Below are 14,732 nucleotides of genomic sequence, written 5' to 3'. Positions count from 1 at the left end.
CCTGCGAGAGACGGGGCCAGCCGGGTGCGGCGCACTCGGGCGGCCTGGTGCTCGTCGCAGGCTAGGAAGGACGACGGGCATTGAGGGCCGGTGGCTGCTCAACCATGCCCACCTGGGGGGTGGGCCTCAGTTCGGACGCATGAACCGGACGGCCATCGCGGCGTACGCATCCGCGATCCGCTCCGGCGGGACCCCGTCGTCGCGGTACCACCGCGCGATGTCGACCCCGAGCGAGATGAGCGCAGCCACTGCCAGTCGCCGGTCGGGAGGATCGAACGCCCCCGCGGCGATTCCCCCGTCGACCAGGCTGCGCATCTCCTCGGTGATCTCGCGCCGGATGGCGAGGATCTCGTCGAGGTGGTCCCCGCTGAGGGCAGCGAGCTCGTAGTTGACGACGCGCGACATGACGTGCGACCGGGCGTGGTACATCGCGAAGTCGTGCACCATCGCACGCAGCCGGACGACCGGGTCCTCGCTCGACCTCAGGGCGTCGCGCACCACCTGCAGGGCCTGCTCGTGGCCGGTCCTGGAGATCAGGTAGAGCAGCTCCTCCTTCGAGCTGTGGTGCACGTACAACGCCGTCGGGGAGATGCCGGCCGCGCGGGCGATGTCGCGGGTCGTCGTGCCGTGGAACCCCTTCGCGGAGAACGTCGCCTCGGCCGCGTGGAGCAGGCGTGCCCGGGTGTCGTCCGCCCGGCGCGAGCCCCTGCTCGGTGCGTTGCCCGGGGGGCTGACGGAATCGCTGTCGATGGACATGGCGTCCTCTCGCGTCGGGGTGAGAGCCGCGCAGCCTATTCCCATGAATGATCGTTCAGTCGATGCGCCCGGCAGTGGTGCCCAGATGGGTGGGTGAGGTGCATTGTGGGTTCGAGGAGCATCCCCCAGTCGGGTCCAATGTTGTGACGCACGCCGCAGACCGGTCCGCCGGCGTACCTAACATCCAGCAACGCCCGTACCGGGGATTGGAGAGCTATGAAGAACACGACGCGCCGCCGGCGCACCGTCTGCGGAATCTCACTGCTGAGCGCGCTCAGCCTCGCGGTCGCGGCCTGCGGCAACGGCTCGGACGAGGCCGGCGACGAGAACGAGCTGACCTTCGTCAACTACGGCGGCGACGGCATGGAGGCCGCCAAGGCCGGCTGGTTGGAGCCCTATACCGAGAAGACGGGCGTCACGTTCGAGACCGACGAGCCGAGCGACCAGGCGAAGATCAAGGCCATGGTGGCCTCCGGCAAGGTGACCTGGGACGTCGTCGACATCGATGCGGCGTCGGCGGGTCCCGAGTGCGGGACCCTCTACGAGGAGCGGCCCTCCGACTTCGACACCAGCGAGCTGATGGAGAACGAGATCACCGACGACTGCATGATTCCGATCATCAACCAGACGGTGGCCCTCGTCTACAACGCCGAGCTCTACGGCGACAACCCGCCCACCTCCATCACCGACTTCTTCAACCCCGAGTTCGAGGGCCAGCGGATCACCTTCAGCTACTGGACCGGCAGCGCGGAGCCGTTGGCCCTCGCGGCCGGGATCCCGGCCGAGGACGTGTACCCGATCGACTGGGACGAGCTGAAGTCGGCGGTCGACTCACTCGGCTCCGACCTGACGTTCCAGTCCACGCTCGACCAGCAGGTCCAGTCCCTCGAATCCGGGAACTTCGGGATGTGCCTGTGCTACACCGGACGCTCGGCCCTCGCCGCGCAGAACGGCGCGGACATCGGCGTCGTTTGGGACAAGGTCTGGGTCGGCTGGGACGGGCTGTACGTCGTCAAGGACTCCCCCCGCGAGGACATCGCCTGGGACTTCGTCCAGTACCTCGCGACCTCCGAGGGCCAGAACGGGTACTACGAGCACCTGCCCTACAGCCCCACGACGACGGGTGCGCCGCCGGACGTCCCCGAGGAGTTCAAGCCCTTCATGCTGTCCTTCAACGAGGGCAAGGTCCAGGAGACGTCCTACTTCGACGCCGGCTACTGGGGTGACCAGGGCGCCACCGCTGCCGACGAGTGGACAGCGCTGACCGCGGGCTGACCCGAGCGAATCGAGATCGACTGCCATGACGACAACGCAGACGCCCGGCCGGGTCTCGGAGGCGAGAGCCCCCGAGGCCCGGCGGGGCCGGCAGTGGCCGCGGCCGAGCGCTACCTGGCTGCTCGCGGCACCGTTGGCAGTCGTCGCCATCTTCTTCGCCTACCCGCTGCTGAAGATGTTCCAGGCGAGCTTCACCGACTTCGTGGTCCAGCCTCACGGAACGTGGGACAACTACACGTGGTTCCTCGGCGACGCGGTGCAGCGGACCATCGTCATCCGGACGGTCATGGTGACCCTGCTCGTCACGGCACTCTGCCTGGTCCTGGCCTACCCGTACGCCTACCTCATGACGATCGTTGGCCCCAGGGTCCGCCTGCTGATGGTGGCAGCGATCATGCTGCCGTTCTGGACCAGCCTGCTGGTGCGGCTGTATGCCTGGGTGATCGTGCTCCAGCCCAACGGGCCGATGAACTCCGCCCTGGAGCGTCTCGGCCTCGGCCGGGTCGACCTGCTGGGGACGATGTGGGGTGTCGCCCTCGGCTCCGTCCACGTCCTGCTGCCGTTCATGGTGCTCCCGCTCTACGCCAGCCTGGGGTCGATCGACCGCCGACTCGTCGATGCCGCGGTCAGCCTCGGCGCGCGGCCGTCCGTCGCGTTCGCCCGCGTGTACTTCCCCCTGTCCGTCCCGGGTGTGCTCGCGGGCTCGACGATCGTCTTCATCTTCACCATGGGCTTCTACTTCACGCCGGCGTTCCTGGGGAGCTCGCGAAACAGCCTGATCTCCGAGCAGATCGTGAACCAGATCAGCCGACTGCTCGCCTTCGGGCGTGGAGGCGCCATGGCCCTGCTCCTCCTACTCCTCACCCTCCTGCTCCTGGGCCTCGCGGCCTGGCTGAGCAGGCCAGTCATGCGCGCTCTCGGACAAGGGGGCCGCTGATGACTACGAACGCGTGGCGGCGTCCGTCGCGGCTGATCCTCGCTGCCTACTGCACGCTGGTCGGTCTGTTCGTCCTGGTCCCGACGCTGATCGTCGTACCGCTCAGCTTCTCCTCCGTCCGGTCCCTGCAGTTCCCCCCGCCCGGGTGGTCCACGAAGTGGTACGAGGAGTTCTTCACCAACCCTGAGTGGCGCGACGCCGCCCTGACCTCACTGAGGGTCGCCGGAGTGGTAACCGTGCTCGCCACGGCTCTCGGCACGATGGCCGCCATCGCCCTGGTGAACAGTCACCGGCGCTGGTCCGCGGCGGCGCGCGCGTTCCTGGTCGCGCCGATGATCGTCCCCGGCGTCGTCATCGCCGTGGGCATCTACTACGTCTTCCTGCGGTGGCAGCTGACGGAGACCTTCCTCGGGTTCGTCATGGCGCACACCGTGCTGGCGATCCCCATCGTGGTCATCACCGTGGGCGCCTCGCTCCAGTCCTTCGACCTGCAGCTCGTGCGCGCCGCGCAGAGCCTCGGCGCCGGACCGCTGACGACGTTCCGCACGGTGACCTTCCCGTTGATCCTCCCGGGAGTGCTGGCCGGCGCACTCTTCGCATTCCTGACGTCGTTCGACGAGTCGATCGTCTCCCTCTTCCTCTCCGGGTCGACGATGCGGACCCTCCCGATCGAGATCTTCCAGAGCGTCACGACCTCGCTGGACCCCACGATCGCGGCGGCGTCCACCGTCCTCCTCGGGCTGACGACGATGACCCTCCTGGCCTTCGGATTCCTCTCCTACCTGCGAAACAAGGCGGAAGCACATGGCTGAGCACGGCGTCGGACTCTCCTTGAAGGGACTCACGAAGGCCTACGGACCGTCGGTCGCGCTCGACGGCGTCGACCTCGAGATAGCGCCCGGAGAGTTCATGACCTTCCTGGGCCCCAGCGGGTCGGGCAAGACGACGACCCTGAACCTGATCGCGGGTTTCGTCGAGCCGGACACGGGCTCCATCGATGTCGGCGGAGCGCCGATCGTCGGCGTACCGCCGCACAAGCGGGACATCGGGGTTGTGTTCCAGCAGTACCTCCTGTTCCCGCACATGAAGGTCGGTGCGAACGTCGCCTTCCCGCTCCGGCGACGCGGCGTGGCCAAGCGGGAGGCGCAGCGACGGGTGATGGAGATGCTCGAAGTCGTGGGGCTCGAGGGGATGGCCCAGCGCTACCCGCGCCAGCTGTCGGGCGGCCAGCAGCAGCGCGTCGCGTTGGCCCGCGCACTGGTCTTCAACCCCAAGCTGCTCCTCCTCGACGAGCCGCTCGGCGCACTGGATCGGCGGCTGCGGGAGTCGCTCCAGCTGGAGATCCGGCGCATCCATCGCGAGGTCGGGGTGACGTTCATCTTCGTCACCCACGACCAGGAGGAGGCGCTCGCGATGAGCGATCGGATCGCCGTCTTCAACAAGGGCGCGATCGAGCAGGTCGGGACGGGGGAGACCCTCTACCAGAGGCCGGACACCCTGTTCGTGGCGAGGTTCCTCGGTGACTCCAACGTCATCGAGGGCGAGGTCCGGGTCGATGGTGGCCAGACCTACCTCGTCGACGGACGCAACCGCTTCATGGCGCCCAACGTCAACGTCCCTGTGCTGGACGCGCACATGGCGGTCGTCGTGCGCCCCGAGTGCGTCCGTCTGGTCGCGGGAGCGCAGGAGCTGGGGCCTGGCGTCAACCGGGTGGCGGGCGCGATCACCGAGGTGACCTTCTTCGGGAGCAGGCGCCGGCTGAGCGTGGACGTCGACGGGCGGGCGTTCCTCGTCGACGAGAGCGGTCTCGGCCCGGCCCCGCGGCCAGGCGACGCCGCGGTCCTGGCCTGGCGCGCCGAGGACGCATCGCTCGTCTGCACGGGCGCTCCCACGGGCGCGCCGCGCTCGGCCGTTCCGGTCGGCTGACGCGGCACCGACCCGCCCAGGGTCACGGACGCGAGGCGCGCCCGGGTGCCTGCGTGCGCTTGCTGTGACGTGCTCCACGTCACGCGCGTCCAACCGCCCCGACCGGCAAGCCCAGACAGTCGGGGGATTGATCGTGCCGCGCCCCTCCGTCACCGTATCCATGAATAAGCGCTTAGTAAGTAGGAGAAGCTGTGCCTGAAGCAGTCATCGTCGCCACCCCCCGCTCGCCGATCGGCCAGCCGGCCGGCGAGTCGGGCAATAACCTCGGCCGCGCCGTCGCGGTCCTCGCGGGGTTGGACCACCTGCCCGGCGTGACCGTGAACCGCTCCTGCTCCAGCAGCCTGCAGACGACCCGGATGGCGCTCCACGCGATCCGAGCGAGCGAGGGCAGCGCCTTCATCTCAGCGGGCGTGGAGACCGTGAGCCGCTACGCCAGCGGCTCCGCGGACAACCCCGAGGAGGTGCACGGCGTCGGCGGCATCTTCCAGGACTTCTTCCTGGCCTCCGCCTACGCCGGCACCCGCACGCTGCAGTTCGCCGACGGCCCGGACGAGGCGCACAAGAACGCACTCGCGAAGGCTGAGCTTCGCCGACAAAGGGAGGAACGATGAACAGCCAGCTACGCGAACGGGTCCGCGACTTCCTCGCGGACCACGATCCCCGGGCCATGGAGCGCGTCGACTTCCTGCGCGCCCGCTACGACGCCGGCCTGGCGTGGGTGCACTTCCCGGTCGGTCACGGTGGCCTGGGCCTCGAGCAGGCCCTCCAGCCGGACGTCGACCGGCTGTTCCGCGAGGCGGGTGCGCCCGACAACCGGCCGGGCGTCAACCCCATCGGCCTCGGCATGGCCGCACCCACGATCCTCGCCTTCGGCTCCGACGCACAGAAGGACCGCTTCCTGCGGCCGCTGTGGACGGGTGAGGAGGTGTGGTGCCAGCTGTTCAGCGAGCCCGGGGCCGGCTCCGACCTCGCTAACGTCGCCACCCGGGCGGTCCGCGACGGGGACGAGTGGGTCGTCAACGGGCAGAAGGTGTGGACGTCCGGGGCCCACAACGCCAGGTTCGCCATCCTGCTCGCGCGCACCGACTCCAGCCTGCCCAAGCACTTCGGGATGACCTACTTCCTGTGCGACATGACCGACCCGGGTGTCGACGTGCGTCCGCTGCGCCAGATCACCGGCGAGGCCGAGTTCAACGAGGTCTTCCTCACCGACGTCCGCATCCCCGACGGCCAGCGGCTCGGCGACGTCGGCGAAGGCTGGAAGGTCGCGAACGCCACCCTCAACAACGAGCGCATCTCGATCGGCAAGTCGGCCGACCGCGAGAGCGGCATGCTCGGGGTCGTTGCCAGCACCTGGCGGGAGCGTCCGGACCTGCGCACGCCGGACCTGCACGACCGCCTGCTGCGGCTGTGGGTGGACGCCGAGGTCGCTCGACTGACCGGGACGCGGCTGCGGCAGAAGCTCGCCCAGGGCCAGCCGGGACCGGAGGGCTCGACGATGAAGCTCGGCTTCGCCCGGATCGCGCAACAGCTCTCCGGTCTCGAGGTGGAGCTGCTGGGCGAGAAAGGGCTTCACTACTCCGACTGGACGATGGTCCGCCCCGGCCACGTCGACTTCAACGGCAGGGACGCCGGCTACCGCTACCTTCGCGCCAAGGGGAACTCCATCGAGGGCGGCACCTCGGAGATCCTCCGCAACATTGTCGCCGAGCGCGTGCTCGGCCTGCCCGGCGAGCACCGGGTCGACAAGAACATCCCATGGAAGGAGAGCGCGAAATGAGCGACCTCGACCTGCTCTACAGCGACATCGAGGAGGACCTCCGTGGGAGCGTGCGCGACCTTCTGGAGGACCGTTGCGACTCCGACGCGGTGACCAGGATGTACGACGGCGACCGGACCGTGGTCGAGAGCCTGTGGAAGTCGCTCACCGAGCTAGGCCTGGCCGGGCTCCTGGTCCCCGAGGACCGGGACGGTCAGGGAGCTTCTGCGCGCGAGGCCGCTGTGGTGCTGGAGGAGCTGGGCCGGGCGGCAGCGCCCGTGCCCTTCCTCACGAGCTCGGTCGTCGCGACGACCCTCCTGCTCGAAGGCGACTCGGACCTCCTCGCGCCCCTGGCGACAGGCGAGCGCACGGCCGCCCTCCTCGTGCCCTGGTCGCTCGCACCGGACGCCGAGATCCCTGCGGTGAGCATCGACGACGACCGGCTCAGCGGCACGGTCTCCACGGTCGCCGGAGCGCTGGAGGCCGACCTGTTCCTCGTGCCGGTGGCGGCCGGGTCCGGGCTTTCCGTCTACGCGGTCGAGGCGCACGAGGCCTCGATCGTCCCGCTGGTGTCCTTGGACATGACGCGCCAACTGGCGGACGTCACGGTGGACGCTGCGCCCGGTGAGGTGGTCGTGGCTGACGCCGAGCAGGCGGTGCGTCGTGCCCTCGACGCCGGCGCCGCACTGCTGGCGTCGGAACAGGCCGGAGTCGCGCGGTGGTGCCTCGACACGACGGTCGCCTACGTCAAGGACCGCAAGCAGTTCGGCCGGCCGGTCGGCGGGTTCCAAGCGCTGAAGCACCGGCTCGCCGACCTCTACGCGGGTGTGGAGTCGGCCGCGGCAGCCGCTCGCTACGCGGCAGCCACCCTGGCGCAGGCGGACCCGGACGCACCTGTCGGCGCGTCCACCGCGCAGGCCTTCAACGGCGACGTCGCCGTCCTCGCCGCAGAGGAAGCCGTGCAGCTGCACGCAGGCATCGGCATGACGTGGGAGCACCCTGCGCACCTGTACCTCAAGCGCGCCAAGGCCGACCAGATCGCGCTGGGGACTCCCGGCCGCCACCGCGCCCGACTCGCGGGGCTGGTAGGGCTTCCGGGCTGATGCGCGGCATGGGGCAGCTGGCCGACCTGCACCACGTCGGCATCGTGACGCCGCGGGACCGGCATTTCGAAGTCGTGGAGGCGCTGGCGCGGAGCCTTGGCGCCTCCCTGGAGGACGAGGTCGAGGATGATCCCCTGGACGTCACGGCGACGTGGATCCAGGTCTCGCCGTCCCTCCGGTTCGAGGTCGTGTCGCCGCGGAGCGACCGGACCACCCCCATCACCACCTTCCTGACGAGGACCGGCGGGGGTCTCCACCACGTCTCCTTGGCGACCACGCAGATCGGCGCCTGCAAGGAGCTCGCCGCCGCCGGCGGTGCCCGGATCATCGGTGAGAACGACGACCACGGGGGGTGGGCGGAGTTCTTCATCGACCCAAGCCAGACGGGCGGCGCTTTGTTGCACTGGATGCAACCCGTGCGGGACTAGTCTCCAGAAGGCGCGCTTGTCGATCCGGCCCGGAAACGGCCCCAAAAACCCTTTCGGACGAGCCGCGCGACCGTCTGGAACCATCCCGACGCGGCAGCAACCGATGGGGGCACTGAAACCGCCGCTGACCTGCTAGTTTTCGACACAGAAGCACGTCGCCTGCAGGCGTGCCGAGGCGGCACCAGACACCCCGGAACCGAGCTACGGATCAGAAGGTTTGGGGTTCGAATCCCTACGGGCGCGCAGATTGGAAATACCCGAGGACCTGCGAAGACGTCATCACCAAGGCGGTTACTCTCGTCGAGAGAAGCCGCCTTTCGGCCCAAATACCGGCCCAAAAACTCTCCGCGCGGTGCACACACCAGCTCCCTGACCACGACCGTCCCCGACACCCTGCTGCTCACCCTCGACGAGGTAGCCCGTGAGCTGCGCTGCGCCCGCCGCAGCGTGGAGCGCCAGATCGCCAACCATCGGCTGACCGTCGTCCACGTCGGCCGCTCGGTCCGCGTCTAGCGTCGCGAGCTCGAACGGTTCATCGCGACTCTGCGGGACCCGCACGATCATGCCTAGGCCAAGGAAGTCCGCCGAGCAGACCACGTCCTCGATGTACCGCGGTGCCGACGGCCACTGGCACGCCCGGGTGACGATGGGACGCCGGCCCGACGGCAAGATCCAACGCAAGCACGTCCAGCGACGCACCAAGTCCGAGCTGCTCGACGCCGTCCGCGAGCTCGAACGCTCCCGGGACTCCGGCGACTACGTCTGGACGACCGACGACCTCACCCCTCGAAGCGTGGCTCGAGCACTGGCTCGAGAACGTGCTGCCGATGACGGCGAGATGGAAGACCCTGTCGACGTACCGCAGTCAGATGCGCCTCCATGTCGTGCCGGCTCTCGGGGCGTGGCGGATGAGCGAGATCCAGCCCGAGCACCTCGAGGCGCACTACCGCCGGATGCAGACCGACGGCCACTCCGCCCACACCATCCGCGCCGTCCATCGCGTCCTGCGGTCCGCCCTCAACGAGGCGGTACGCCGGCGGCGCCTGGCCGGTAACCCGGCGCTGATCTCGCGGCCTCCTCGCGTCGAGGACGTCGAGGTGGAGCCGCTCTCGATCGAGGAGAGCCGCCGCGTCCTCCAGGCCGCGCAGTCCACGCTCCAGCCAGCGCGCTGGTCGATCGCGCTCTCGCTCGGCATGCGGCAGGGCGAGGCGCTGGGACTGCTGTGGGAGGACGTCGACCTGGACGAGGGCGTGGTGCGGGTGCGCCGCTCCGTCCAGCGCCACAACTGGGAGCACGGCTGTGAGGTGGTCGAAGGGCAGCCGTCCTGCGGACGAAAGCGCGGTGCGGAATGCGATTACCGGACCGGCGGAGGGCTGCTGCTGGTCGAGCCCAAGACCAAGGCGTCCAAGCGGACCATCGTCCTGCCGGCGCCGCTGGTCGAGGAGCTGCGGGTTCATCGAGTGCCGGTGAACCGCCGTCGGCTCGCGGCCGGTGAGAAGTGGGATGTCAGCTACGACCTGGTCTTCCCGGCCGCCAGTGGAGGGCTGATCGATCCGTCGCGCGATCACACCGAGTGGAAGTCGCTGCTCAAGAAGTCGGGCCTTCGCGACGTACGCCTGCACGATGCCGCCACACCGCAGCGACCCTCTTGCTTGTCCAGGGAGTCGACATCCGCACCGTCATGTCGATCATGGGCTGGACCGAGATGGCCACCGCCCAGCGCTACACCCACGCCGTCGACGAGCTCCGCCGTCGGGCGGCGCGCCAGATGGGAGCGTTGCTGTGGGACCAGCAGGCCGGCGGCTAATCGATGCGACCGACCTCGCGGGCCCAACTCTCGATGTCCACGGGGAAGTCCGGGCGGTGCGACAGCTGATTGACCCGTTGACGGCTGACCCCGAGGAACTTCGCGACCTCGGCGGCTCGCGTGCGAGACTCAAAGTGAACTGAATAGGCGGCCCCGGCCGGTGCGCCAACACCAAACCGGGGCCTAGGTACCGAGTGCACAGGAGGCACCCAGCACCATGGATTCATCTTCTACTGCCCTCAGCCCGTACTGCCGGCGGGCCCCGCGCGATGAGCGCGTCGACATCGCCCCGACCAGGGAGTACCGCCGCGATCGGCAGCACCTCTTCGCGCTCGAGGACTACCAGTCAGCGCTTGCCGCTGGCGGCATCGTCCGCTCCTACTGCGGCATCGACGAGCTCGTGCGGCAAGGCGATCCCGACTGCCTCGCCGAGGTGTTCGCCGCCGAGGATCAGGACTGTGTCACGTGCCTGGACATCTGGCGCGGGCAGGCCTAGGTCCGACTGTGAGCGCTGGCAGCAGTCGTCCGCGCAACCGCGCTCTGTGCTGCCGCTGCGGGCAATTGCGCTCGGTCGCCCAGGGCTACCGAGGCCGACGTCCGATAGGAGCCGGCCGAAGTGAACTCGGCCCTTGGTGCAGCTGGCTGCACTGCGGCCACTGCGGCGCGACCACCGTCCACGCCCTCATCGTCGATGCCCTTGTCGACCAGTGGGGTCGTGGAGGGTGCGATCGCGAGCAGACCGCCGGGACCGTTGCCGCCGTCGGGTCGACCGCCGCCTTCGAGCTCTAGCGGCGGAAGGCGTCACCATTATCCGCGCGCCATCCAGCGAACGTATGCACCTCGACGAGGCGATCATCGAGGTCATCGAGTACGCCGACCTGCGAGGCTTCGTCATCCGCGTCTGCACGGGAACAGAGCAAAGCGGTCTCCTGCGGGCACTCGATCTCGCCGAAGACCTTCTTGACGAGCCCACCCAGCTCGGCCCCTGGGCCGACCACCGAGACGGACACTGGCGCGGGCCTGGCGATCGTGGACTCGTCCCTTTGACGGCTGCTGGACGAGCGCGGCAAACCCGCTGCACTTCGCCGCGAAAACGCGAGCCTACGGGGGCATCAAGAAGTGTCACGCAGTCAATGAACTCCGGGCGGGAGTGGTCGAGGCTTGTCGGCGCTCCCGGGTCCGGAGGTTGAGCGGCGCGCGGGAGGACGACCGTGCACAATGGCACCCTGTCGCTGCCAGTCGCCATCCGGGGTCGGGCACAGGAACGGGGGAACCCATGCGCGTCAGCCGCTCGGCGGCGTCCACTTGCCCGCAGCGCCGATCGACAACCTACGCCGCTCGCGGACGTCGGGCCCTCGCGGTCGCCGCCGCCACCGTGGCGCTGGCCGCCCCCGCGGCCCACGCCGACGACGGCATTGATGTCGAATCCACCAGCCGCTACGTCCTCCAGGCCAAGGAGGAGGTCGTCCGGGCCACGATGACGATGACGGTGCGCAACGAGCGGCCGAGCTACCGGACCGGCAACTACATCCAGTACTTCTACGTGCCCTCTATCACCATCCCGGTCCCCGCGGAGGCGGCCCAGCTGACTGCGGTCTCCGATGGCGCCCCGCTCTCGGTGACCCGGGAGCCCACGAAGGACCCGAGCACGGCGCTCGCGACCATCCACTTCCCCTCCAACCTGCTCTACGGCCAGAGCCGCACCGTCACCGTCTCGTTCGTCCTCAAGGGTGAGAAACCACGCTCGAAGAACCAGACCCGGGTCGGGCCCGGCTATGCGACGTTCGCTGTCTACGGACGCGGCGACCCCGGCCAGAACACCGTCCAGGTGGTGCTGCCCGCATCGATGAGATTCGACGCGAGCACCGACGCCTTCGACGACGGCAAGGGCCGCAAGACCGTCACCTACACCGCGACGGCCGACACCGGGGGCTACGGCTTCTGGGCGGTGGTCTCGGCTCGCGACCTCGACATCGCGCGCACCAGGACGGTGCAGCTCGGCGACCAGGACGTGGAGGTGCTGGCCTACAGCGACGACAAGCGCTGGTTACGCTTCGTGGCCTCGCGGATGACGTCGGGGGTCCCGGTGCTGGAGGAGCTGGTCGGCACCCCGTGGCCGGGCGGGCTCACGACGGTCCGCGAGGACCTGTCCGTCAACGTCCGCGGCTACGACGGCTGGTTCGACAGCTCGGCGGACTCCATCGTGATCGGTGAGAAGCTCGACCAGGAGCTGCTCTACCACGAGCTCCTGCACGCCTGGGCCTCGTCGACCTCGTTCGAGGAGCGGTGGCTCTACGAAGGGATCGCCCAGTACCTCGCCGCTCGGGCGGTCGCGACCCAGGGCGACGAGCCGGCTCGGCGGAAGCCGGCCTCGGCCACGAGCAAGCAGGCCGTGCCGCTCAACACGTGGGCCGACGCAGGTGGACGCGCCCAGCCGACTGACGGCTACGGCTATCCCGCGTCGTACCGCGCGATGGAGGCGTTGCTCGACGGCATGGACGACGACACCCGCAGCATCGTGCTGGCCGCAGCCATCGCCGGGCAGAGCGCCTACGCCGTCTCCGGCGAGACTCGCCTGACGGCCAGCCGCACCGGATGGCGGCGGTTCCTCGACCTGGTGCAGGTGCTGGGCCACAACGACAGGGCGCCTCGGATCTTCAGCAAATGGGTGCTCACGCCGAGGGAGCGCAAGCTGCTCCAGGATCGCCGGCGTGCCCTCGCGAACTACCAGGACGTCGACGCCGCCGACGGCCAGTGGGTGCCGCCCCTCGGGGTGCGTGATGCGATGACCGACTGGGAGTTCGAACAGGCCCAGCAGGCCCTCACACAGGTTGCCGACCTCGCGCCGGCCGTCATCGAGGTCCAGGAGGCTGCCCAGCGCCATGACATGGAGGTTCCGGAGCCGGTGGTCGCGCTCTACCAGGACGCCGAGAGCGCGGCGGCTTACGAGAAGCTCTCCGACACTCTGCCGAGGGCGGCGACGGCGATCGAGGCCGTGGGCACGGCCAACGCGGCCGCAGCCGAGTCGCGCAACCCCGTGGCGGCCCTAGGTGCCCTTGTGCTCGACCTCGACGGCAAGGCCGCGGAGGCCGACGACCTCCTGGCCGAGGGAGACCTCGACGGCGCCACAACCGCGGCGGGCGCGGCGTCCGACGCCGCGGAGCGGAGCACGCTCCTGGGTGGAGGTCTCCTCGTCGGCGGGCTGGCGCTGCTGGCCGGCTCGACGCTGCTCGGCCGCGCGCTGCTTCGCGTACGCGCCCGCTGGCGACAAGCGCGGGCCGATGCGGCCCCGGTGGCCCCGGCAGCCGCCGGCGGCACGGAGCCAGACCCGGTGGACGCAGCCCGGGACGAGACGAGCGAAGCGATGAACGACGGGTCGCAACAGCGGTAGTTTGACCCTGTCGAGACCAGCGAACTGCGGCCTCGCCGACCGGTTCGCCACGGCCTCTACGCCTCCACCGTCGGCGGTACCAACAACTTCGTCCACAACCCCAACCTCGCAGTGATGCGGGACAGGGCTTCCAGACCCACCCCCATTTCCGTCGCCGGACGGGGGGTGCTGTCATGCCGCGAAGAGGGTGCCCCTTCCGCCGCCAAGGCGGCAGGGTCATAGCCCCGCCTTGGGGCGCGGGTATGCAGGTGAGTCGATCAGCACCTGATTTCGTCGTGGCGACCCCGTCGGCGAAGTTCAGGCTCCTCTACGGCGGTGTCCGGTCACTATGCCCTAGTAAAGGTGTCGCATACCCTTCACGTCGCCGAGACCGAGGGACCGCATCCACGTGGTGCACGGGAAGGTGGTGGCGTTGACTCCGCGACTTGTCGTGTTTTCAGGGCGACGCATGACCGCTTTCGGCGCGGCGGGGCTGGCGAACCAGCTGGCCGGCGGCCACGCCGCCCAGGACCAGCAACATCCCGAACGCCTGGAGCGGGCCGAACAGCTCCCCGGCGAGCGCTACGCCCAGGAGGGTCCCGACGACCGGGTTGAGCAGGCCGATCAGCGCGACTGCCCCAGCGGTCATCCGCGCCAGGCCGTAGAACCAGCAGACGTAGGCGACTGCGGTCCCCACGCTCCCCAGGTACACGAAGCCGGCGATCGCGGGAACGTCGAGCTGGGGCGGTGTGCCTTCGACAAGGGCAGCGAACGGCAGCAGGGCCAGCCCGCCCCACAGGAGCTGCCAGGACACCATCGTGACGGGGTCGATGGGGTCGTCGGCGGGTGCCGGCCAGTACTTCACGAGCACGAATCCGACTCCCGAGGTCAGCACCGCTCCGGCAGCGGCCACGACACCCACCGGGTCGACACCGCCCGGGCTGCGCAGCACGAGGAGCGCCACGCCGAGCAGTCCGGCGACCGCGGCCGTCACGCGGACGGTCCCCGCCGGTTCCCGGACGGCGGCCCAGGCGAGGCCCATGACGACAAGTGGCGACGTAGCGGTCATGGTCGCAGCGAGCCCGCTGGGCAGGTGCTCGCCGGCGATGAAGACGAGGGGGAAGAAGAACCCGATCGTCAGCAGACCCAGTACGGCCGATCGCCACCACCACACGCCCCGTGGCAGCCGCCGGCGCAGGGCCAGCAGTGCGAGACCTGCAGGTAGAGCGCGCACCACCGCAGCGGACAGCGGACGGTCGGGCGGAAGCAGGTGGGCGGTCACCCAGTAGGTGCTGCCCCAGGCCGCAGGTGCGACAGCGGTGATGGCGACGGCGCGTGCCATGAAACCTTCCATGGAAGGTAAAGTGCCTT

General features: G+C 69.5%; 14 protein-coding genes and 1 pseudogene. 12 read left to right on the top strand and 3 right to left on the bottom strand.

Features of this window, described 5'->3' with window-relative positions; translation table 11 throughout:
- Positions 1-126: 126 nt before the first annotated feature.
- On the bottom strand, positions 127-756 hold the full coding sequence (locus F0U47_RS10255) for a TetR/AcrR family transcriptional regulator (RefSeq protein ID WP_149750230.1): 630 nt from the start codon (positions 754-756) through the stop codon (positions 127-129).
- Between the two features lie 216 nt (positions 757-972).
- Between F0U47_RS10255 and F0U47_RS10250 the strand changes: the two genes are divergently transcribed.
- The 11 genes and pseudogenes from F0U47_RS10250 to F0U47_RS10205 all read left to right on the top strand — a co-directional run bounded on the left by F0U47_RS10250 (position 973) and on the right by F0U47_RS10205 (position 10,487).
- Positions 973-2,031, top strand: coding sequence for an extracellular solute-binding protein (locus tag F0U47_RS10250; RefSeq protein WP_149750228.1), 1,059 nt, complete (start codon positions 973-975; stop codon positions 2,029-2,031).
- A gap of 25 nt (positions 2,032-2,056) precedes the next feature.
- Positions 2,057-2,968 (top strand): ABC transporter permease, encoded by a 912-nt coding sequence (locus F0U47_RS10245; RefSeq protein ID WP_149750227.1) that lies wholly within the window; start codon positions 2,057-2,059, stop codon positions 2,966-2,968.
- Positions 2,968-3,780: an ABC transporter permease gene (locus tag F0U47_RS10240; protein WP_149750226.1), complete on the top strand. Its 813-nt coding sequence runs from the start codon at positions 2,968-2,970 to the stop codon at positions 3,778-3,780. The genes F0U47_RS10245 and F0U47_RS10240 overlap by 1 nt, the downstream gene beginning before the upstream one ends.
- Complete coding sequence (locus F0U47_RS10235) at positions 3,773-4,894, top strand: ABC transporter ATP-binding protein (RefSeq protein ID WP_149750224.1); 1,122 nt, start codon at positions 3,773-3,775, stop codon at positions 4,892-4,894. Before F0U47_RS10240 ends, F0U47_RS10235 begins: the two co-directional genes overlap by 8 nt.
- A gap of 191 nt (positions 4,895-5,085) precedes the next feature.
- Positions 5,086-5,505 carry a thiolase family protein gene (locus tag F0U47_RS22590; protein WP_438362056.1) on the top strand — a complete coding sequence of 140 codons (420 nt, stop codon included), beginning with the start codon at positions 5,086-5,088 and terminating at the stop codon, positions 5,503-5,505.
- Positions 5,502-6,674: an acyl-CoA dehydrogenase family protein gene (locus F0U47_RS10225; RefSeq protein WP_149750222.1), complete on the top strand. Its 1,173-nt coding sequence runs from the start codon at positions 5,502-5,504 to the stop codon at positions 6,672-6,674. Before F0U47_RS22590 ends, F0U47_RS10225 begins: the two co-directional genes overlap by 4 nt.
- Positions 6,671-7,756, top strand: coding sequence for an acyl-CoA dehydrogenase family protein (locus F0U47_RS10220; protein ID WP_149750220.1), 1,086 nt, complete (start codon positions 6,671-6,673; stop codon positions 7,754-7,756). Before F0U47_RS10225 ends, F0U47_RS10220 begins: the two co-directional genes overlap by 4 nt.
- An 8-nt stretch (positions 7,757-7,764) precedes the next feature.
- Positions 7,765-8,184: a VOC family protein gene (locus F0U47_RS10215; RefSeq protein WP_188111262.1), complete on the top strand. Its 420-nt coding sequence runs from the start codon at positions 7,765-7,767 to the stop codon at positions 8,182-8,184.
- Between the two features lie 827 nt (positions 8,185-9,011).
- Positions 9,012-9,062: pseudogene (locus F0U47_RS22105) on the top strand (hypothetical protein); the annotation flags it as partial.
- A gap of 620 nt (positions 9,063-9,682) precedes the next feature.
- Positions 9,683-9,991, top strand: a complete 309-nt coding sequence (locus F0U47_RS21810; RefSeq protein WP_368666137.1) for a tyrosine-type recombinase/integrase — start codon at positions 9,683-9,685, stop codon at positions 9,989-9,991.
- 217 nt (positions 9,992-10,208) lie between these two features.
- Positions 10,209-10,487 carry a hypothetical protein gene (locus F0U47_RS10205; RefSeq protein ID WP_149750214.1) on the top strand — a complete coding sequence of 93 codons (279 nt, stop codon included), beginning with the start codon at positions 10,209-10,211 and terminating at the stop codon, positions 10,485-10,487.
- A gap of 289 nt (positions 10,488-10,776) precedes the next feature.
- On the opposite strand, the gene F0U47_RS10200 is transcribed toward F0U47_RS10205, so the two are convergent.
- Positions 10,777-11,001, bottom strand: coding sequence for a hypothetical protein (locus tag F0U47_RS10200; protein WP_149750213.1), 225 nt, complete (start codon positions 10,999-11,001; stop codon positions 10,777-10,779).
- 266 nt (positions 11,002-11,267) lie between these two features.
- Between F0U47_RS10200 and F0U47_RS10195 the strand changes: the two genes are divergently transcribed.
- Positions 11,268-13,382, top strand: a complete 2,115-nt coding sequence (locus F0U47_RS10195) for a hypothetical protein (RefSeq protein ID WP_149750211.1) — start codon at positions 11,268-11,270, stop codon at positions 13,380-13,382.
- Positions 13,383-13,818: 436 nt separating this feature from the next.
- On the opposite strand, the gene F0U47_RS10190 is transcribed toward F0U47_RS10195, so the two are convergent.
- The gene (locus tag F0U47_RS10190) at positions 13,819-14,703 is read right to left on the bottom strand and encodes an EamA family transporter (protein ID WP_188111261.1); all 885 of its coding nucleotides are present in this window, start codon (positions 14,701-14,703) and stop codon (positions 13,819-13,821) included.
- Between the last annotated feature and the right edge of the window lie 29 nt (positions 14,704-14,732).

This window comes from Nocardioides antri, assembly GCF_008373765.1.
In the GTDB taxonomy this organism is placed as follows: Bacteria; Actinomycetota; Actinomycetes; order Propionibacteriales; family Nocardioidaceae; genus Nocardioides; species Nocardioides antri.
This window is presented reverse-complemented; position numbering and strand designations above follow the sequence as displayed.